We start from the raw sequence: 18,954 nt of genomic DNA on the forward strand, positions 1-18,954 counted from the left end.
GGCGCAGGGCGTGGTCCGGGAGCGGCCCGGTCGGTGCACGGCGCCGCCGGCGCGGCCGTGCCTCAGCCGCCGTTCTCCACTCGCAGCAACATGCGCTTCAACAGCGCGAGCAGCACGTCCTGGTCCGTCTCCCCCAATGGTTTGACCATCGCGCGCTCGGCTCGGTCGAGCAGTTTCATCGCGGCCGTCCAGCGGGCACGGCCCGAGTCGGTGAGTTCGACGTCGACCCGGCGACGGTCCTCGGTGCCGCGGATGCGCCGGATCGAACCGGCCTCCTCCAGGGTGTCCAGTCGGCCGGTGATTCCCGCCGGCGACACCATCAGCTCCGCGGCCAGTTCGGAGGGCGTGGCCCGGTAGGGCACGCCGCGCGAGGCCAGCCGGTGCAACGTGTCGAACTCGAAGGGCTGGAGGCCGACCTCGGCGAGGGCCCGCCCCTTGACCTGGGCCAGGTGCTTGGTCAGCATCTGGATCCGGGTGACGATGCCCTCCACGCGCTCGTCGAACGGCGCCATGTGCCGCCAGCGCGCGATGTGCCGGTCGACGGAGTCGTCCTCGTCGACGGAGCCGTCCGCGTCGGCCGCGTCGGCCGCGTCGGCCGACGCTCGGACCTCGGCCGCGGCCTCGCCGTCCGACTCGATCCCGATCTGTTCCCGGCCCTCACCGTGCATGCGGCCATTATGCTGGACCCGCAATACTTCGTTGACGAATGATTCGCTGACGAAATACATTCGATGCCATGACCCCAGCTCCCGTGCCCCCGGCCGCCGTGACGCCGGCCACCATGGCCTCGGCCGTCATGACTCCGGCCACGCGCCGGCTCCTGCTCGGCCGTACCTTCGCCGCCCTGGCGACGGCCCTCATCCCCACCACCCTGACCCTGGCCCTGGTACACACCGGCTCGGGCACCGAGCTGGGTTTGGTACTGGCCTGCGAACTGCTGCCGATGTTGCTGCTGCTCCCGGTGGCGGGGGTGATCGCCGACCGCTTCCCCCCGCATCGGGTCATCCTGGCGGCCGACCTGGTCCGGGCCGGCGCCCAACTGGCGATCGGCGCCGAACTGCTCGCGGGCCCGGTGCGAATCGCCGACCTGGCGATCCTGTCCGCGCTCACCGGTGCCGCCGTCGCGTTCGGCATCTCGCCGATCCGCACGCTGGTGGTCGTGGTGGTGCCGGAGTCGCAGCGCCTACGGGTCAACGCCCGGCTCGGCGTCGCGCAGGGCCTGGCCCAGGTGGCGGCCCCCGCTGCCGCCGGCGCGCTGATGCTGGCCGTCGGGCCCGGTTGGTCCTCGCTCCTGACCGGCCTGCTGTTCGTCGCGTCCGCCGCCACCTTCGGCGGGATGCGCCCCGAACGCGTCGTCCGCACCAGGGAACAGGGTCCGTTCCTGGGCGAGTTGCGCGCGGGGTGGACGGAAACCCGGCGCCATCCCTGGTTCCTGGCCAATGTCGCCGCGCACGGCGTCTGGCATCTGGCGGCCGGCTTCCTGCTCGCCCTCGGCCCGATCATCGCGGTGGACCGACTCGGCGGTGACCGCTCGTGGGTGATCATCGCCCAGGTCGGCACGGTGGGCGTGCTGCTCGGGGCCTTGAGCGCGTCCCGGTTGCCGGTCCGCCGCCCGCTGGTGGCCACGTCGTTCGGTGCCGCCCTGTACGGTCTCCCGCTGACCACCCTCGCGCTGCGGGCGCCGCTGGCGATCGTCGCCGCCGCGTACTTCGCGGCCATGTTCGGCCTGGGCGTGCTGAGTCCGCTGTGGGAAACCACGCTCCAGCACCGCATCCCGCCGGAAGCGCTGGGCCGAGTCGGCTCCTTCGACGCGCTGATCTCCTTCGCCACCCGCCCGCTGGGCCTGGCGATCGCCGCCCCGATCGCGGCGTCGATCGGCACGAGCACGCCGCTGCTGGTGGGCGCGGTATTGGTGGTGGCCACGAACGTGGGGTTGCTGCTTCTGCCGGACGTACGCGCGGTGCAGTCCGAGCCGCAGCCCACCTCTGCGACCGAAGTCCCATCCACTCCTGCGCAGTTGCCGACCGAGACGGAACTCCCGCCCATACCGGCGCAGTTGCCGACCAAGACGGAAACCCCGCCCAAGCCGGCGCAGTTGCCGACCGAGACGGCCCACGCGACCGTTGTCGAACCCGACCGGGCCGGCTGAGGGCTGCCCGGTCGGGGCTTCGCGTCGTGTCGTTCCCACACGTCGGCCATACCGCCGGGCCCCCGATAATGGTTTGTCCTGGGCCTCGACTCCCCCTAACCTGTGGGCACAACAACAGCGGCGTGTAGCTCAGCAGCAGAGCATCGGACTTCGGATCCGAAGGGCGCGGGGGCAGAACCCGCCATGCCGGCCATGACGAGACCTCGGTACAGCACTCGCGTCGAACGCGACTCCTCGCACGAACCGGGCAGGTTTACCCGGTGATTCCCGAACTGAGCCCCGGCCGGCTGGATTGGGACGAGGCGGATCCCAGCCGCCATGCCTTCGACCAGGCGTCGGCGACGCGGGTGGTGCACTCGCTCCGCCCCGCTCGGCGGATACCACGCCGCCCCGAAGTCGACATCGTCGACCCGGCGATGAATGCCTGGGCCGGGGGCGAGGCCAGGCATTGGGCGGACGCCATGTAGCACTCTCTCGTCCGGCACTACGGCCGCTGGGTCGTGGGTTGGCGTTGGGCACACGACGAAGGGGACTTCGACGGCGGGCCGGTCGGACACTGGTGCTGCCCGCGGGACTCGATCACCACCCCGGAGGAAACACTCGCCCGGGTCGTCGCGGCGCTGTGCGAATGGCGTGGGTGGTTGGAGAACCTCGCCGAGTGGTTCGAGGCGTACCCACTGGACCTGGCCACCATCGAGGACCAGCGCATTCTGTGGGACCGCGCCGCCCGCAACCTGATCCTGCAGGTGATCGACCGCACCGGCTGCGGCAGCGGTTGGCACGGGCACTGCCGTCAGGTGCTCACCTGGTTCCTGGCCCGCTGGGGAGTTGCCCCCGACGTCGCCCACGACCTGGTCGAAGAGGCCGTCGGCGGGCGGTTCCACAGTTGGACCGACCCCGACACGGTGGTGGTCGACGACATCGCCGAGCAACTCGCCCGGTCGCTGCGACCGGACGACGGCACTCGCTCCGCCGGGCCCGTGCCGGACCACCTCCGACGTTGGCTCGCCCTGCGCGAGACGGTGCCCTGGCACCAGGCTCCGGACGGTGGCCCGGAGGGACCGGTGACCCCGTCGCGCGACGGGGCGGTGGAGGACATCCGCAGCTTCGACGGCGCCGTGGACCCGGCCCGTGCGGAGGGCCTGCTCGCCGCGCTGGAATCGATGCGGGCCGACGCGGCGCGCGGCGCCTCGCTCGACTTCGAGTTGCTCCGTGGTTGGCAGCAGTACGTCCTGGGCGCCCCGCAGCCGCCGCCGTTCCGGACCCGGCCCGCCTTCGCCAAGGCGGGTCGGGAACGCTATGGCATCGGTTCCGACACGCGTGGGCGGCTCGATGCCTGCCTGGCCGAGAGTGCGTCGGCTCCTGCGTTGGAGGGGGGTGCGTCCGCTCCTGCGTCGGAGGAGCGGGCGTCGGTTCTTCCCTTGACCGCACGCGCCGCACGTGCCTGTCTCGACGTGTGCTTCTTCCACCCCTTCGAGGACGGCAACGCTCGCTCCGCTTTCCTGGCCCTGGCCTTCGTTCTGGCGCGCGAGGGTGTTGCCCTGGACAGGGTCGATCTGGTGCGCCGCATCACGTTTCAGGCGGGTGATCCCGAGGATCCGTTGATCCTTGCCGGGTACATCGCGGTGCACCTCCAGGAGACTCGGCGCACCGCCGGCGCCGGTGCCGCCGGCTCCGGCTCGGGCTCCGGCTCGGGCTCCGCGCCGACCTGAGCGGGCCGGCTTCGATCGGGCACAGTTGCTGCGGAGCCCACAGCGGATGCGGGTGCGACTCCTGCGGATTGCTGCTCGTTCGCGGGTCCGCCGACGGCCGAGTACACCCCTGGGTTCGACTTCTTCGCCGAGGATCCCGGGTCAGCGGGCTCGGACTCCGTCGCGCCGGACGCCTCGGATGCGTCGGTCCAGCGCGGTCGGGTCCAGGGTGGTGCCGGCGAGCAGGACCAGGTCGGCGCGTTTGCCGACGGCGATCTCGCCCCGGTCGTCGGCGAGGCCGAGCAGCCGCGCCGCGCCGCGCGTGGCGGCGCGGAAGGCGCCGGCGGGGCCGAGGCCGGTCCGGGACAGGTGCTCGATCTCGCGGAGCACTTCGCCGTGCGGCCGAACCGGGTTGTCGCTGCCCATCGCGACCGGGACACCCGCCTCGATCGCCAGGCCGACCGCGTGCCGGTGGGCCTCGGCCGCGCCCTCGGCCGCCGCTGCGGGGTCGGTCTGCGTATTCGACAGCGTGGGCACCAGCCAGGTCCCGTGCTCGGCCATCGCGCCCACCGCCGCGTCGTCGAGCCAGGTGCCGTGTTCGACGCTGCGTGCACCCGCACGGGCCGCGAGTTCCGCCGCCCGCGCCCCGTGCGCGTGCACCATGACGCCGCGTCCGCCGAGCCGGGCGGCCTCGTCGACGAGCGCGCCGAGGCCGCAATGGCCGGCTTCCGGGTCGAATGCGTGCCGGCCACCAACTCGTCAACGAGCTGGTCAAGGCAGCGGACGAGAAACAGCCGGCCAGGACCATCGCCCGCGGCCGCGTCGACCTGCTCTGCATCGACGAACATCACTACCTGGAACTCGGCCGCAGAAAAGCCGAGTTGCCCCTCCACCTGTTGATCGAACAGGGAGAGAAGAACAGCGTCGCCATTACCACCGACAAGTCGTTCGAGAAAGCGCACATGTTCGGCGAACCTGTTTGAGGCAGCGCCGAAGGACATCGGGATCACGAGCCGATCGTCGTGTCGGAAGGCGCCGCTGGCATCCTCACGCCGCAGGACGACCAGTGCCGCAGGGAGGGGACGACACGTGGGTGCATCGGGCTGGAGCTACGTCGTGCCGTACCGGGAAGACGTCGGCGCCGCGCTCGAGGCTCTGCGAGCCGAGGAGTTCGCGGCCGGCCACAACTGGAGTCCCGCAGACTGGGACCTGCCCGCGCCTGCCTCGCCCGATGATCTGTGGCAGAACGAGCTCTACTGGGAATTCATGGGCACCCATGGGACCCATTCGGTGCTGGATGTCAACCGGGTGATCGACGCCGGCGAGGATCACGACTTCGGGACGGTGCGCCCGTTGGCCGCGTCCGTGATCCGGGCGGGGTTCTGGATGATGCCCCCCGATGGAGCGGCCATTACATGGTGCTCTACCGGGACGGCATCCCGCACGAGATCGCTTTCTGGGGCGTATCCGGCGACTGACGTCCACACCCCACCTCGTCGAGACAAGACGATCACGGCCGTTGTCATGAGGTCGGGCCGACTACGGGATCGCAGCTTCGATGTCGGTCAAGCGCCCGGGCCGACTCCGCGTCGAGTCGATGCTGCCCGGCCTGCGACGGCCGGGTCCCCGACGACGCGGGTGATGTCCTCCGGAGTGACGTCCCGGGCGGGCCGCCCCAGCGCGTTCAGCGTTCGCTCCAGGCACGCCTTCCTCGCACCCGGGCTCGGGATGCAGCCGGCCCGGCCCCGAAAGGCCGCTCAGGCCCAGGCCCACGCTCATGCTCGGACGGCTGTCGGCCGGTTCCGCAGGGCGTCGGATTGCGCAGATCGGGGGAGTCGGTGCCGGTCGCGATGATGTGGCTGCCGAAGGTGAGCGCCTCGACGATCGCCGCGCTCGGACGCGGGTCCGCGAACGTCTTGGGCCGTTGCCTCGACGAGTTCGCCGACCGGCTTCGTCGCCGAGGGGTACCGGCCGTGGCAGCCGGCTCTCGCCGCCTCGGTGCCCGTCGCGATGGGCGGACGGGACCTGGCCGGTGCCACTGTCACCAATCAGGCCCGGTGGGCGGTCCTTCTCGGCTCACGCGCAGTGGGCCGGACCACTGAGCGCGGCCGGATCCAAGTCGCAACAACATCCGCAGGCTCCACAGCAGCCTCGGCTACCGCACACCCGTCGAATACGAGGCCGCACTCGCGGCCTGACCACCACAACGACGGTGTCCGCCAAAGCGGAGCAAGCGCAGGGGAGTTCCGGTTCCGACGCCGGCGCACTCTTCGTGATCGATCACCGCTGCGAGGCCCTGGGCCGCTGGTGCGGAAAGTTGCTCTTGCAATTCGCCGCTCCGCGCCAACGCGGGAGGCGGCGCCGCGGACGAGGAGGGGATGCCTGGCCCCCGCTCCTCGTCGAGGTGGTCTCGCTTTACCGGGCCGACAGGGCGATCACAGGACGAGGATGAGCTTGCCGCCGGGTCGGCGGGACCGGCTGAGCTCGGCCGCTTCCTGGATCCGGTCGAGTGTGTAGGTGCGAGCGATCGGTACGACCAGGATGCCTTCGCCGGCGAGCCGGGCGAACTCGTCCATGCGGTCGTAGCGGATGTCGGTGGTGATCCGGACGCCCAGCTCGGCCGCGGCGGCGAAGTCCGAGACGGTGAGGACGCGGTCGGGATCCCCGGTCATCTCGATCAGGGTCGGTAGCGAGCCGCCGGCGGGGCTGGGCTGGTCGGCGCGGTCGATCCGGCCCCCGGTCGGCGCCGTGTCCAGGGCGCGGTCGACGCGGCCTCCGGCCAGGGCGCCGACGCGTTCGGCCATGCCCTCGCCGTAGGCGGCCACCCGGGCGCCGATCTCTTCCAGGGCGGCGGCCCGCGTCGGCCCGGCGGTGGCGATCACCCGAATACCCCGGTGCAGCGCGAAGCGCACCGCCGCCTCGCCCACGGTGGAACCCGCGCCGTGGACGAGCAGCAGCTCACCCGGCTGGACGCCGAGGTCGTCGAGCGCGCGCCACGCCGTCTCGGCCGCCATCGGCAGCGCGGCGGCCTGCTCGGCGGTGACGCCTTCGGGGATGCGCGCCCAGGCCGGCATCAGCGCGTACTCGGCGGCGCCGGCCGTCGGGCCGTGGAAGGTGGCCGGGCCGAATACGCGCTCGCCGATCCGCACGCCGGTGACGCCCTCGCCGAGTGCGTCGACGGTGCCCGCGACCTCGAAGCCGAGCCCGCGCGGCAGCGGCGGCAGACGGTCGGCGAGGAGACCGTCGACGACGTGCCAGTCGGCCGGTGTCAGGCCGCACGCCCGCACGGCGATCCGGATCTGACCGGGTCCCGGCTCCGGCTGCGGGACGTCGCGGAGCACGATCACGTCCGGGGAACCGAACCGGTCGAATTGAAGAGCCTTCATGACGATCTCCCTCGTGATGACAGCATCTGTTGTCATCGACCATAGCAGGCTGATAACAGCTTCTGTTGTCGTACTCTGGTGGGCATGCCGAGATGGGAATCCGACGCACAGGGCCGGCTCGAACGCGCGGCGCTCGAGCTCTTCGAGACGCAGGGGTTCGAGCGCACCTCGGTCGCGCAGATCGCGGGCGCCGCCGGTCTGAAGGAGCGCTCCTTCTACCGCTACTTCCCCGACAAGCGGGAAGTCCTCTTCGCCGGCAACGAGCTCGAAACCCACCTCGTCGCCCAGTTCGAGGCGACCGACCCGGGCCTCACGCCGCTCGAGGCGCTGCTGACCGCGCTGAAAGCCGCCGAGGAGATCTTTCGCCCGCGCGAGTTCCTGCTGCGCCGCGTCAGAGTGATCGCCGCCAACCCGGCACTGGCCGAGCGCGATCTGATCAAGCTCGCCGACATCGCCGACGCGCTGGCGCGGGCGCTCGAGCGCCGCGGCGTCGAGCCCGGCAAGGCACGCTTCATCATCGACGTGGTCCTGACGATCCACCGGCGCGCCACGTCCCGCTGGCTGACCGACCCGGACGCCTCCCTCTCCCGACTCATCACCCAGGCCACCGACGAGCTGCGCGAGGTGGTCACGCCGCCGGCTCCGACGGCCCGCTGAGTCGGCCAGGACTCCCGAGGCCGTTCGCAACGGACACGAAGGTATCCCGTCGCCGGTCGGCCGACCGGGCCTGACCGAAGTGGCCCCTTTCCGCCTCACGGACCTGCAACAAGGTCGTGACCAGCGGCAACGCGCTACTTTGGCCTTGGCCGTAGCGTCGGGAGTCCCGGCCATCTCGCGGCTGCGTTGCGTCCGGTGGAGTGGCGTAACAGTTGCACGGTGTTCGATGGATTGATCCTGTAATGCCCGGTTTTCGAGGGCGAGTTTGTTGATGGTGGTGGCATGGAGGGCAAGGCGTTCCTCCAGACCGTGGCAGTGCTTCCGCAACTTGCCGTGTTCCTACCGGAGTTGTGTCTCGGCGTCGACCGGGCGTGACTCGGGTGCGAGTTCTCCGGCTTCGGACGCGGGCTTCCGGAGGTGATGGAAGGCCCTGCGGGAGTCACGTTGCCGCCCGGTTGTTGCTGTAGGCCGGAGGGCCGGCGTGCGTGGGACAAGGTTGTCGACGGCAGCAATCGACCCTGGCTCGGCCACGATCCGCAGCCGAGCCGACTGCCGAGCGGTTCGGCGACACCGGCCGGCCGGCCGTCGGGTCGGACGGGGCAACAGCCCAGTGATCGAGTTGTCCGCTTCCGAGCTCGGGCGGCTTCCTGTGGGCGTGGAGCAGGACTTGGCCGGCTTCGTCGCGTCGGCGGCCGGCTGGGTGTTCCGGACATGGGAGTCGCGCGCACGCCCGAGCCATTTCTCGTCCGTGCCGGTCCATGCCCCGTGGCAAGTGGCGGCCAGGAACCACCCACCCTGCTGTAGCCGGCGTAACCAGGTGGCGATCCGGTCCGGCAGCACGCGCGGTTCCTCGATCGGGATATGGCCGAGTGCATACAACGCGACGACCGCGTGAACGTCTGCGCCGGGAAGGCCAGGGTTGTGGCGTTGTGGCGTCCGCCTGGATGAACTCGGCCTGCGGCACCGGTTCCCGGGCTTTTCGATCCGGACCTCACTGATGTCGATGCCGTGACTCGGTGGCCGGCCGCAGGGCAGCGCGCAGGCCACCAGGACACCGGTCCCGCAGCCCCCACGTCGAGGACCGTGCTCGAACCAGGGATCCGGGCCGAGCAACTCCTCGCTCCAGCAGGCGTATTTCGCCTCGCTCCCGGACGCGCGCTCATAGTGCAGCGACAGCGCGTCATACCCGTGCCCGACCAGGTCCTTCGGATCTTCGATATCCACGCCCGCGCACGGCAGTGCGCTCCGGTGTGCCGATGCGACACCTTTCCGCGAGGGAGGCCGCCCCGCCCCGGGGCGCATCTACCCGCTCCGTCCACGGACCGGATCGACCGAGACGACGACGATCGGACACAGCCGCCCCCAGGCGGCAGAGAACCCGGCGCTATAACCGGCATTCGGTGTGCCGGCGGCCTCCGGCCCTGCCGGCGCACCCCACCACGCCCACACAACACTCCGACTGCGATGCGACGCCGAGCCCACTGGGGCCGTCCCGATTGACGGGACGGGCCCAGTGCTCAGTGCTCAGTACTCGGCGCGAACCCACGCGGGCCGCCCCCAGGGATCGGATGCTCGTGCTGCCCATGGGGAAGGGGGCGTGGATCACGATGCGTTCCCGACGTAGCTGCGCCGCAGCATGCGGAACCGGTGATCGAAATGTTCAACGACCAACCCGGTAGCGAACATCCCGCGGCCGGCCCACCCCGTGCCCCGCGGCGCAGCCACGGCTCACTGCCCGGGCGCGAGCACGGGGCTGTTGTGATAGGCGGCGATCAACCACCGGCCGTCCCGCTTCTCGAACACCCAGGTCGCGTTCACCTTGCCCGCGTCCGGAACCTCGGACTGCCCGGCGAACAGGATGCCGGATTCGCTGACGACGATCGCGCCGTCCGAGCCGACGAAGCGGATGCTGAGCTGCTTGTTGTAGGTCGAACTGCCCTTGAGCGGCCCTGCGAAGGCCAGGGCCATGTTTTCGCGGATCACGGCACGGCTGTCCCGGAGCGAGCCCGTCATGATCGCGGTCGCGTCCGCCGTGTAGTTGGCGACCATGCCCTCGGCGTCGCCGACCTCCCACGCCTTGTAGGAGTCACCCAGCACGGCCTGGATCGCGGCCTTGTCTTCCGCACGACTGTCTGACATCGCATGCTCCCTTGTGACCGGTCCGCCCGGGGTATTCCGGCGAACTCGCCACTACATACCGACGGCGAGGTCCGAACTCATCGCGCCCATGGTCAAGAGATGCTAAAGCGTCTCCGGCAGGAAGAGCGCACCGTTGCAGAGGCCCTGTCAGCCGCAGACATGCAGGTCGCGGGGCGGGAGTCGACGACGGACCGCCGAGCGTTCCAAAGCCCCTGACCTGCACACATCCCTTGAAAACTCGACCGACACTACGGGCATCGGTTCAAGGGTGGCCACATGCGCCAAGGAACCTGCCGTAGCGCCATGGATCCCTGGCCGCCTCCACCGCCTCCACTCCACCGCCGCCAACGCAGCCACACGCCTTCCCCGACGTCGACAAGTCCCCGGCTAGGCGTCGAGTTCGAGCGCCAGACCGAAAGACGCGAAGACCTCGGCCTCCTGGAACACCGAATTCCGACTGATGCCTACGGCGGTGACCGTAAAGATCTGGAGCGTGTGCAGCTCGTATCCCTCACCGACGCGCCGATAGGCGGCGAACCCGGGCTGGCCGTTGGCCGCAACTGCCCTCAGGCGCCAGTCCGTTCCGGCCTTCGCGAAGACCCACTCCATGAACAGGCCATAGTTGCCGCGGCCGACGAACCAGTTGAGCACCGGCGGCATCTCCATGAGCACGTCCTCGGTGAGCAGCCGCTTGAGAGCCTCGACATCGGCTTGCTCGAACGCCTTCATGTAGCGATCGACCCAAGCACGTTGCTCGGCCGCCGACGGCTCGCTGAGACGTTCCTGTCGGACTCCGACTTCCGTCATCCGGGTACGCGCCCGCTGCAGGGAACTGTTCACCGACACGGCCGTGGTGTCGAGGATCTCCGCCGCCTCGGACGCGGAGAAGGCGAGCACGTCACGCAGAATCAACGCGCCACGCTGACGCGCCGACAGATGTTGCAGAGCAGCAACGAACGCCAGGCGCAGGCTGCTGCGGTCGATCACGGCCCCGGCCGGATCGCCCGCACCCAACAACGAGTCCGGCAACGGCTGGAGCCAGGCGGCGTTCTCCCCCTGGACCAGCGGCCCGAGCGGATCCGACGCGGCCACCAGCCCCGACGGCAGCGGCCGGCGCCCGCGAGCCTCCAGGGCCGTCAGGCAGACGTTCATCGCGATCCGGTAGAGCCAGGTGCGCAGCGAACTGCGAGTGGCGTCGTATTGCTCCCGTGCCCGCCAGGCCCTCAGGTACGTGTCCTGGACCAGGTCCTCGGCATCGTGGGCCGATCCGAGCATCCGATAGCAGTAGGCCAGCAGTTCCGTCCGGAACGGCTCGATCAGGCGCTCGAAACCTTCTTCTCTTCCCGCCACGTGCACGCACCTTTTTCGCTCGCACCGAGACCGCAGCACAGAGACCACGCGGGAACACCGAAGCCGCGTCACGGCCCGCAAAGACCGCGCGCTCGCTCACTCGCCTCGACCAGGGACAGCCCCCGTCGGCCGGGCCGACTGTAGCAAGCCCCCAGTCCCCGCCGGCCGAATGCCCGCCCTTGAGAACAACCACCCCAAGAGGCCAATTCTCAGCAACCGACAGGGCCATCTTTCGGCTCCGACTCGCTCCCTTCGCGTGGAGCGGTGACGGTGTGTTTCGCGGTTCAGATCTCGAACAGCACGTCTTCCTGCGGCCGGAGGCGGGGGTCGAGGATCCATCGGAGCTGGTCGATGCTCAGGCGCCAACGCGGGCCGTCGGGGGTGTCGTCCCAGAGTTCGGCGAGCTCGGACTCGGGGGCCAGGACCCGGTCGAGGGCATCGACCGCGAGCGAACGCAGTTCCATCGCGAAGGCCGGCACCGGTTCCTTGGGGCCGAAGAAGGGGCTGACCGGCTCGCCGTCGGAACACTGCGCCGCAATCAAGGCGGCTGCCGCGACGGCTTCGCAGCCCTCGTTGCCGTCGAGGTCCCGGGTGTCGATCGTGGTGACCAGCGTGTCGCGGACGACCTTTTCGCGGTCCGCTTCGGCGGCTTCGTCGAGGGTCGAGGCAAAGTCCGCAGCCATGTCATTCTCGAAGGGGCCGATGTCCCAGGTACCCACGGCAGTCCTCTCGTCTTGGTCGGCCGGATCCTCGCATCGACTGCCGACAGTGGGGCCTCGGCGCGAAGAGGACCGGCTTCCGCAGGAGTTCAAATCCGACGCGGCCCCACGCCTCCGCTGGTGAGGGCGCCTTTGTGTGGGGGTTCCTGAACCCGCAGCGGACGCGGGCGGGGATGAGTTTGTTCGGGTCGGCCGGTCGCTCCCAGGCCGGCGGAGGTCGGCGACGAGCGGGCGGGCGAGAGGGAGCCGGGCGTGGGCGGCGATGACCAGCCGGATCCATCGGTCGGCCGCTGCGGAGTGGCGCAGGCGGGGCCGGGTCCAGCCGAGGGTCTGCTTGAGCAGGCGGAAGGTGTACTCCAGGTCGAAGCGGCGGAGGAACGCCTGCCGAGAGCGGTTCGCGTCGGCCGGGTCGGCGCCGATGCGCGGCCACCGGAGCCGGACCGGGCGGTTCACCCTGCCGATGGGCAGCTTTCGACGGCCAGGCGGAACACGGTGCCCTCGATGAGGGGCAGCGGCCCGTCGTGGTTTCCGGCCAGGCAGCGCGGCGGGTCAGATGCGGGTGGAGCCGGTCCCAGACCGGGCGACGACGGTGCCCGTAGCGGCCGGTGGCGGTGCAGGTGACCGCCCGCTCGTCACCCCGGGTGGCGGGGTCGCCGAAAACCAACTTGGCCCCGTGCTTGGGTGGTCGGCCCCGGCAGGGGTGGCCGGAGCGAACTCCGCGCGGGTCGGCGCCGGGCGACGCATCACCCGGTCCGGGACGGAGCCGGCCGAGGACTTGCACCGGCAGGTCGGTCGGCAGGCGGGCGATGCGCGGGGCGTCGTCGCCCGCGTCCATCACCACCAGGACCTCCGAAACGCCCGCCTTCCAGTGCCCGGCGTCGATCAACCGGTCAATCGTGTCGCGGAGTCGGGTGGTGGTGACGGCGGCCAGGTCGGCACCGGGCTCCAGCCGCACCGCGTCCGGGACCGCCGACCAGGTGGTACGCCCGATCTTCAGCGCGACGACGAAGGAGTACGGCCGGCCGGGGATCATCCGGTGCTCTGCGTCGCCGGGCGGCCGTAGGTGGCAGAACAACCGGTCCGGGCAGGTCTGTGCGTCCAGACGCAGCCACGGCGAGACGTCCACTGCGAGCACCGGGCGACCGTCGGCGGCCGTGGCAACGGCAGGCCGGCCGGCTCGGTCCGCAGCCGGTCGAGGTCCAGGCGGCCCTGTTCGGCGCCGCGTACAGGGCTCCGTGCCCGCGCCGGTGCTCGGGCTCCGGCTCCGGCGCCACCAGCGTCCGCACCGGCCCGTCGGTGCACAGCACCCCATCGGTCGGCTCGAACAGCCCGTCGCGCCTGCCGGTCGGACAGCCGTGGAAAACCCTTCGGAAGCGGGACAGTTCCGCAAGCGGATCGCCCGTTCGGACGCGGTGGAGGCATCGTTGCCTCGATGGCGTCATGTGCGTTTGAGGGTGGTCCAGCCGGTCCAGCCGCGTTCGTGCAGGAGGGTGGTCAGGTGGCGGGCCGGTGGGGCGGTGTCGAAGGCCAGGGTGTCCATGACGGTGGCGAGCGTGGGGTCCGGGGCGGGGTCGTCGGGGTAGTGCTCGCCCTGTTCTTCGGCGAGGTGGGTGAGGTAGGCGGCCAGGTTGTCGGCGAGTTCGATCAGGTGTGGGTCGTCGTCGGTACGGTCGAGGGCCTGGGACAGGGTGCGGTAGAAGTCGACGAGTTGCGGGTCGGCGAGTTGTTCGCGCTTGCGGGCCACCCACTCCGGGATTCGGTCGGGTGAGTGCGCGGCGAGTGGGATCCAGCCGTCGCGTTCGACCCGGACGATCCGTTCGTCGACGCCGAGCGCTCGCAGTCGGTCGAGGAAATCGACCACCTCCGGAGGCAGTACCAGGTCGTCCCCGGAGGCGAGGCGGGCAAGCCGCGCGCGGTGGCGTTGGCGCTCCCGGATCTCCGCCTGCAGCCGCTTGTCGATGTCCGCGACCGCCGCGCCGAACTCCGCTTCGTCGGCCTGAAGCAACTCCCGCACGCGCCCCAGTGGTACCCCGGCCTCGGCTAGCGTGCGAATCCGGATCAGCTCGACCACGGCGCCGCCGCCGTAGCGCCGGTATCCGGAGTGGTCCCGCTTCGGCTCGGGCAGCAGCCCCTTGGCGTGATAGTGCCGCACCGCGCGCACCGTCACCCCTCCGTACGAGGCCAGTTCGCCGATCGTCAACATCGGACCAGTCTCCCGCACCGGCGCTGGTGCGATCGGGTTGCGGCGCGCCCCGGGTGAAGGTGAGCACCGACGGGCGGGCACGGGTGTATGTCGCGGACCGTCGTGGCGGCGCCGAGGCGGAACCGCGTACCGCATTCGCAGGGCGTCCGACGCTGTCGGGTCGCATCTGCGAGGCGCTGTTCGCGTGCGTTTCGACGTGGGGATTCGTCCCGATTAGCGTGGTGATCACCTGCCGGGGATCCACCCCCGGACGATCGAGAATTCAGGTGTGTCAGATGTCGCTCAGCATCCGCAACCAGTTCCCCGGCACCGTGACTTCCGTGACGGCCGGCGAGGTGATGGCGACCGTCAAGGTTCGCCTGAACTCAGGGCGTGAACTCACCGCCGCGATCACCGTCGATGCGGTCGAGGATCTCGGCTTGGCCGAGGGCCGTGAGGTACGGGCGCTGGTGAAGTCCACCGAGGTGTCGCTGGCCACCGGATCGGTCTCCGGGCTCAGCATCCGCAACAAGATCCCCGGCACCGTGACCCGGATCGCTGCGGGCGGCGCCATGGCCGGCGTCAAGATCACCGTCGAGGACGGCGAACTGACCGCCGCGATCACTGCCGATGCCGCGAGCGAACTCGACCTCGAGGTCGGCTCCTCGGTGACGGCACTGCTCAAGTCGACCGAGGTCTCACTCGCCACCGTCTGACTCGGACCGCCCGCTTGTGGGCGTGAACGAGGCGATGTGCATCGGACCCTTCGTGTACGCAGGGCGGAAAGCCGTGACGGCGTCGTGGTCGCATGACTGTGCTCCCGATCGACGACAGGCCGGCAGCGGGCCCGGCAGCTCGTGAAGCGCCCTGGCAGCGGGCGGTGCGCGAACCGGCTCACGCCGTAGCACGGCCGATGGCAGCCGTCGTGGTACCGCTGTCGGATGCGGCAGGGCTGGTGCCGGCCGACGCGGTCCGGACCCGACGGCCACTTCCGGGCTTCGACACCGCCGCGATGGATGGACACGGGTACGCGGTCGCCGGACGCGGGCTGTGGCGGATCCGCGGAGCGGTTGGGGCGGGAGCCGTGTGGACCGGCTCGCTCGCTGCCGCAGTCCGTGAATCGCACGATGCCGACGTCGTCGTCGGGACCGGCTCCACCTCGGTCGGGAGCACCGACCGACGGCGGCGGTTGCTCCGCACCGGTGGCGCGGAGGCGATCGTCGACACCGTGGCGTGCCGCCCGGGCCATCCGCAGTTGCCGGCCCGGCTGGGAGCCGACCGCCGCCTGGTGGGCCTGCCGGGCAACCCGTACGCCGCGCTCGTCGCCGCGTACACCCTCCGCGCGCCCCTGTTGGCCGGCCTGACCGGACGCCCTTCCCCGAGGCTGCCTCCAATTCCCGTGACCGGCGAGGTGCGACCGGCTCCCGGAATCACCCGCCTGGTCCCGTCGTCCGGGACGGCGACGGCGCCCGCGTGGTGGGCAGACACGGCGCGGCATTCCTGCGCGGCGCAGCGCCCGCCGACGCTCTCGCCGCCATCGGTTCCGAGTGGACGAACGGCAGCCCCGCCCCACTGGTCCCGCTCACCGAATCACCGACCCCACGTGCACCGCCGACCCCGGCACAGGACCACAGTGCCGACATCATCCCTGCCGACGACGTCGAGGCCCTCGCAACCGGCCGCTCGGCGCTCACCCGCGGCCGTCGATCGCGCCTTTGTGGCGCGCTCGACGGCCGGGGTGGATTGCAGAGTGCTCCGGGAGTCGACTGCTACATGTTGATCATGTGGCCGGCGAGGCCGTGGATGGCTTCCTTGACGGCTTCGCCGAGGGTCGGGTGGGCGTGGACGTTGCGGGCCACCTCGTGGACGGTGAGGTCCCACTGTTGGGCCAGGGTGAGTTCGGGGAGGAGTTCGGTGACCTCGGGGCCGATCAGGTGGGCGCCGAGGAGTTCGCCGTGGGTGCGGTCGCTGATCACCTTGACGAAGCCGACCGGGTCGCCCAGGCCGTGTGCCTTGCCGTTGGCGGTGAACGGGAACTTGGCGACCTGGACGTCGAAGCCCTGCTCCCGGGCCTGCGCCTCGGTCCAGCCGAAGCTGGCGATCTGCGGCTGGCAGTAGGTCGCGCGCGGGATCATCACGAAGTCGAGTTCCATCGTCTCGGCACCCGCGATCGTCTCGGCGGCGATCACCGCCATCGACTCGGCCGCGTGTGCGAGCATCAGCTTCGCCGTGACGTCGCCGATCGCGTAGATGTGCGGGATGTTGGTACGGCCCCGGCCGTCCACGTCGATCGCGCCGCGCTCGGTGAGGCGCACGCCAATGGTCTCCAGACCGTAGCCGGTCACCCGCGGGGCGAAACCGATCGCCTGGAGGACCTTGTCCGCCTCCAGGACCTGCTGCTGCCCGTCGCGGGTGACGGTGACCCGGACCTTGGCGTTCGGGTCGCCGTCGTCGATCGACTCGACTCGCGTGGAGGTCAGGATCTCGATGCCCAACCGGCGGTAGCGCTTGGCGAGTTCGGTGGATACCTCGACGTCCTCCAGCGGGACGACCCGATCGAGGAACTCGACGATGGTCACCTTCACGCCGTAGTTGTGCAGTACGTACGCGAACTCGACGCCGATCGCGCCGGCGCCCGCGATGATGATGCTCTCCGGCAGCCGGTCGGTGAGGATCTGCTCCTCGTAGGTGACCACCCGCTCGCTGAGCGAGGTGCCCGGCAGCAGGCGCGTGGTCGCCCCCGCCGCGATGATGCAGTGGTCGAAGGTGACGGTCTCGACGCCGCCGGCCGTGAGCGAGACATCGAGCGTGTGTGCGTCGACGAACGCGCCGCGGCCGTCGTACTCGGTGATGTTGTTCTTCTTCATCAGGTAGTGCACGCCGTTGACCCGACCGTCGGCGACCTTGCGGCTGCGCTTGAACGCCGCGTCGTAGTCGAACGTCACCGAACCCTCGACGCGAATCCCGAAGGTCTTGGCCTCCTGCGTGAAGATGTGCGCGAGTTCCGCGTTGCGCAGCAGTGCCTTCGACGGGATGCAGCCGACGTTCAGGCAGACGCCGCCCCAGTACTTCTGCTCGACGACCGCGACCCGCAGCCCGAGCTGTGCGCTGCGAACCGCTGCGGTGTATCCGCCCGGACCCGCGCCCAGGACAACGACGTCAAAGTGTGTACTCATGATCGACACGATATGCGGCCGGGACGATCGGCGGCGGCCCGTCCCCCTATCGATCGCCTTCCAACCCCTGCGAGCCCGGTGAGCCCGGTGAGCCCTCTGAGCCCTGCGCCCCCGCCTCCCCCATCACCGGCCGCAACCGCCGTCCCGTCACCCGCTCCGCCCGGATCCGGATGCACACGTCCCGGCGCCCCGCCGGCCAAGGCGCGTCGCCGGCCGCAGGGAAGTCCGCCGGGTCCTGGTCCGGCTCCGCCGTGCCGCGGATCAGTACGCTCCAGCCGATCTTGGCCGCGTCGATGATGTCGTCCACCTCGAACAGGACCGGGCCCTCGACCCGGGCCGGCATCGCGTCGGCGGCCGTACAGAACATCACGTCGCGCCCGAGCATCACGTAGTTGACCGGCACGACGAACGGCTCGGGCCCCTCCAAGGCGGCGATCCGGCCGACCAGTTGCAACTGCAGATGCGCCTGACACTCCTCGTCCGTCATCTCCACCAACTCCCGCCCCGGGCCCGCGTCCCGGCCCGGCGGTCGGGGCGGGATCCGGTGCGTGAAGCCGGCCGATGGCGCGGAGAGCAGGTCGTCGACGGTGGTTTCGAGCGCGTCGGCCAGTCGGGACAAGCCGGGTGCGGAGGGTGCGGTGGCCGCACTCTCGACGGAGTGCACCCATGTTCCGGGCAGTCCGGTACGGCGGGCGATGTCCGCAACGGAGAGCCCGAGTTCGCGCCGCCGGGCGGCCACCCGGCCGGGCAACGCATCGACGGATGGACGGACGGTACCCGCAGTCTCCTCGGTCATCCCACCAGCCCACCCCCCACGAGCCGGTTTCGGCGGGCATTGCGCCGATCGGCGGCGCGCCCTCCGGGCGCCCCACCGGCGCCCGGACACCACCCCCACCCGCCCCCTATCCCCCCGCCGCCCGATGAGCCGGGAAGCCGCCGGTGGCGATCGGCCCCCAACGCTCGATGTGCACGCGGATCAGCGACTTGCCCTGCCTGCGCATCGCCTCGCGATACTCGTCCCAGTCGGGGTGCTCACCCGAGATGCACCGGAAGTACTCGACCAGCGGCTCCAGCGCCGCCGGCATGTCCAACACCTCGGCCCGGCCGTCCACCTGCACGTACGGGCCGTTCCAGTCGTCGGACACCACGCACATCGACACCCGTTCGTTCCGGCGGGCGTTCCGGGTCTTGGCCCGGTCGGGATAGGTGGAGACGACGATCCGGCCCGCCTCGTCCACGCCGCAGGACACCGGCGACATCTGCGGACGCCCGTCGGCGCGGGTCGTGGCGAGCAGCCCGCGATGACGCGGGCGGAGGAAGGCGAGGAGTTCGGCCGAGTCGGGGTGGCGTGCGGTCGCGATTGCCATCGGAGTGCCTTTCGAGACGGCTCGGAATGCGTCCTTGAAGTACCGCCAACCCTAGGCAACGCGGCCCGATTCATCCCGGCCGCAACACACCCACCCACCACCGGACCCGCCCCGACCTGCGGCGGGTACAGACATCGC

General features: G+C 70.7%; 15 protein-coding genes, 1 tRNA gene and 2 pseudogenes. 8 read left to right on the forward strand and 10 right to left on the reverse strand.

Annotated elements, in window-relative coordinates; genetic code table 11:
- Positions 1 to 62: 62 nt before the first annotated feature.
- A complete protein-coding gene (locus ACFXMF_RS32150; RefSeq protein WP_379992069.1) occupies positions 63 to 668 on the reverse strand; it encodes a MarR family winged helix-turn-helix transcriptional regulator in 606 nt (201 codons plus the stop codon).
- A 68-nt stretch (positions 669 to 736) separates the two neighbouring features.
- On the opposite strand from ACFXMF_RS32150, the gene ACFXMF_RS32155 reads away from it, so the two are divergent.
- The 4 genes from ACFXMF_RS32155 (at position 737) to ACFXMF_RS32170 (ending at position 3,861) form a co-directional block, all read left to right on the forward strand.
- On the forward strand, positions 737 to 2,149 hold the full coding sequence (locus ACFXMF_RS32155) for an MFS transporter (RefSeq protein ID WP_379992068.1): 1,413 nt from the start codon (positions 737 to 739) through the stop codon (positions 2,147 to 2,149).
- A 118-nt stretch (positions 2,150 to 2,267) separates the two neighbouring features.
- Positions 2,268 to 2,342, forward strand: a tRNA-Arg gene (locus tag ACFXMF_RS32160).
- A 67-nt stretch (positions 2,343 to 2,409) separates the two neighbouring features.
- A complete protein-coding gene (locus tag ACFXMF_RS32165; RefSeq protein WP_379992067.1) occupies positions 2,410 to 2,616 on the forward strand; it encodes a hypothetical protein in 207 nt (68 codons plus the stop codon).
- Between the two features lie 33 nt (positions 2,617 to 2,649).
- Positions 2,650 to 3,861 (forward strand): Fic family protein, encoded by a 1,212-nt coding sequence (locus ACFXMF_RS32170; RefSeq protein ID WP_379992066.1) that lies wholly within the window; start codon positions 2,650 to 2,652, stop codon positions 3,859 to 3,861.
- A gap of 141 nt (positions 3,862 to 4,002) precedes the next feature.
- Here the strand turns inward: ACFXMF_RS32170 and ACFXMF_RS32175 are convergent.
- A pseudogene (locus ACFXMF_RS32175) lies at positions 4,003 to 4,518 on the reverse strand (amidohydrolase family protein); the annotation flags it as partial.
- Positions 4,519 to 4,545: 27 nt separating this feature from the next.
- On the opposite strand from ACFXMF_RS32175, the pseudogene ACFXMF_RS32180 reads away from it, so the two are divergent.
- Positions 4,546 to 4,790: pseudogene (locus ACFXMF_RS32180) on the forward strand (ATP-binding protein); the annotation flags it as partial.
- Positions 4,791 to 6,275: 1,485 nt separating this feature from the next.
- Here the strand turns inward: ACFXMF_RS32180 and ACFXMF_RS32185 are convergent.
- Positions 6,276 to 7,226 (reverse strand): NADP-dependent oxidoreductase, encoded by a 951-nt coding sequence (locus ACFXMF_RS32185; RefSeq protein ID WP_379992065.1) that lies wholly within the window; start codon positions 7,224 to 7,226, stop codon positions 6,276 to 6,278.
- Between the two features lie 84 nt (positions 7,227 to 7,310).
- On the opposite strand from ACFXMF_RS32185, the gene ACFXMF_RS32190 reads away from it, so the two are divergent.
- Positions 7,311 to 7,883, forward strand: coding sequence for a TetR family transcriptional regulator (locus tag ACFXMF_RS32190; protein ID WP_360311061.1), 573 nt, complete (start codon positions 7,311 to 7,313; stop codon positions 7,881 to 7,883).
- A gap of 1,728 nt (positions 7,884 to 9,611) precedes the next feature.
- Here ACFXMF_RS32190 and ACFXMF_RS32195 read toward each other — a convergent pair.
- From ACFXMF_RS32195 to ACFXMF_RS32210, 4 genes are all read right to left on the reverse strand, one after another.
- Positions 9,612 to 10,022 carry an SgcJ/EcaC family oxidoreductase gene (locus tag ACFXMF_RS32195; protein ID WP_360310953.1) on the reverse strand — a complete coding sequence of 137 codons (411 nt, stop codon included), beginning with the start codon at positions 10,020 to 10,022 and terminating at the stop codon, positions 9,612 to 9,614.
- Between the two features lie 387 nt (positions 10,023 to 10,409).
- The gene (locus ACFXMF_RS32200) at positions 10,410 to 11,372 is read right to left on the reverse strand and encodes a sigma-70 family RNA polymerase sigma factor (protein WP_360310951.1); all 963 of its coding nucleotides are present in this window, start codon (positions 11,370 to 11,372) and stop codon (positions 10,410 to 10,412) included.
- 284 nt (positions 11,373 to 11,656) lie between these two features.
- The gene (locus ACFXMF_RS32205) at positions 11,657 to 12,544 is read right to left on the reverse strand and encodes a DUF4259 domain-containing protein (RefSeq protein WP_379992391.1); all 888 of its coding nucleotides are present in this window, start codon (positions 12,542 to 12,544) and stop codon (positions 11,657 to 11,659) included.
- A gap of 985 nt (positions 12,545 to 13,529) precedes the next feature.
- On the reverse strand, positions 13,530 to 14,294 hold the full coding sequence (locus ACFXMF_RS32210; RefSeq protein WP_379992392.1) for a MerR family transcriptional regulator: 765 nt from the start codon (positions 14,292 to 14,294) through the stop codon (positions 13,530 to 13,532).
- A 275-nt stretch (positions 14,295 to 14,569) separates the two neighbouring features.
- On the opposite strand from ACFXMF_RS32210, the gene ACFXMF_RS32215 reads away from it, so the two are divergent.
- Entirely contained in the window at positions 14,570 to 14,989 is a 420-nt protein-coding gene (locus tag ACFXMF_RS32215) for a TOBE domain-containing protein (RefSeq protein WP_360310945.1), read from the forward strand.
- A 296-nt stretch (positions 14,990 to 15,285) separates the two neighbouring features.
- Positions 15,286 to 16,053: a molybdopterin-binding protein gene (locus tag ACFXMF_RS32220; protein ID WP_380020899.1), complete on the forward strand. Its 768-nt coding sequence runs from the start codon at positions 15,286 to 15,288 to the stop codon at positions 16,051 to 16,053.
- Here the strand turns inward: ACFXMF_RS32220 and lpdA are convergent.
- The 3 genes from lpdA to ACFXMF_RS32235 all read right to left on the reverse strand — a co-directional run bounded on the left by lpdA (position 16,043) and on the right by ACFXMF_RS32235 (position 18,816).
- Positions 16,043 to 17,449 (reverse strand): dihydrolipoyl dehydrogenase, encoded by a 1,407-nt coding sequence (gene lpdA / locus ACFXMF_RS32225; RefSeq protein ID WP_360310943.1) that lies wholly within the window; start codon positions 17,447 to 17,449, stop codon positions 16,043 to 16,045. The genes ACFXMF_RS32220 and lpdA overlap by 11 nt on opposite strands.
- A 46-nt stretch (positions 17,450 to 17,495) precedes the next feature.
- Positions 17,496 to 18,245 carry a helix-turn-helix domain-containing protein gene (locus ACFXMF_RS32230; protein WP_379991157.1) on the reverse strand — a complete coding sequence of 250 codons (750 nt, stop codon included), beginning with the start codon at positions 18,243 to 18,245 and terminating at the stop codon, positions 17,496 to 17,498.
- A gap of 106 nt (positions 18,246 to 18,351) precedes the next feature.
- Positions 18,352 to 18,816 (reverse strand): PPOX class F420-dependent oxidoreductase, encoded by a 465-nt coding sequence (locus ACFXMF_RS32235; RefSeq protein WP_360310939.1) that lies wholly within the window; start codon positions 18,814 to 18,816, stop codon positions 18,352 to 18,354.
- Positions 18,817 to 18,954 lie beyond the last annotated feature (138 nt).

The organism is Embleya sp. NPDC059213 (genome assembly GCF_042754445.1).
Lineage (GTDB): Bacteria > Actinomycetota > Actinomycetes > Streptomycetales > Streptomycetaceae > Embleya.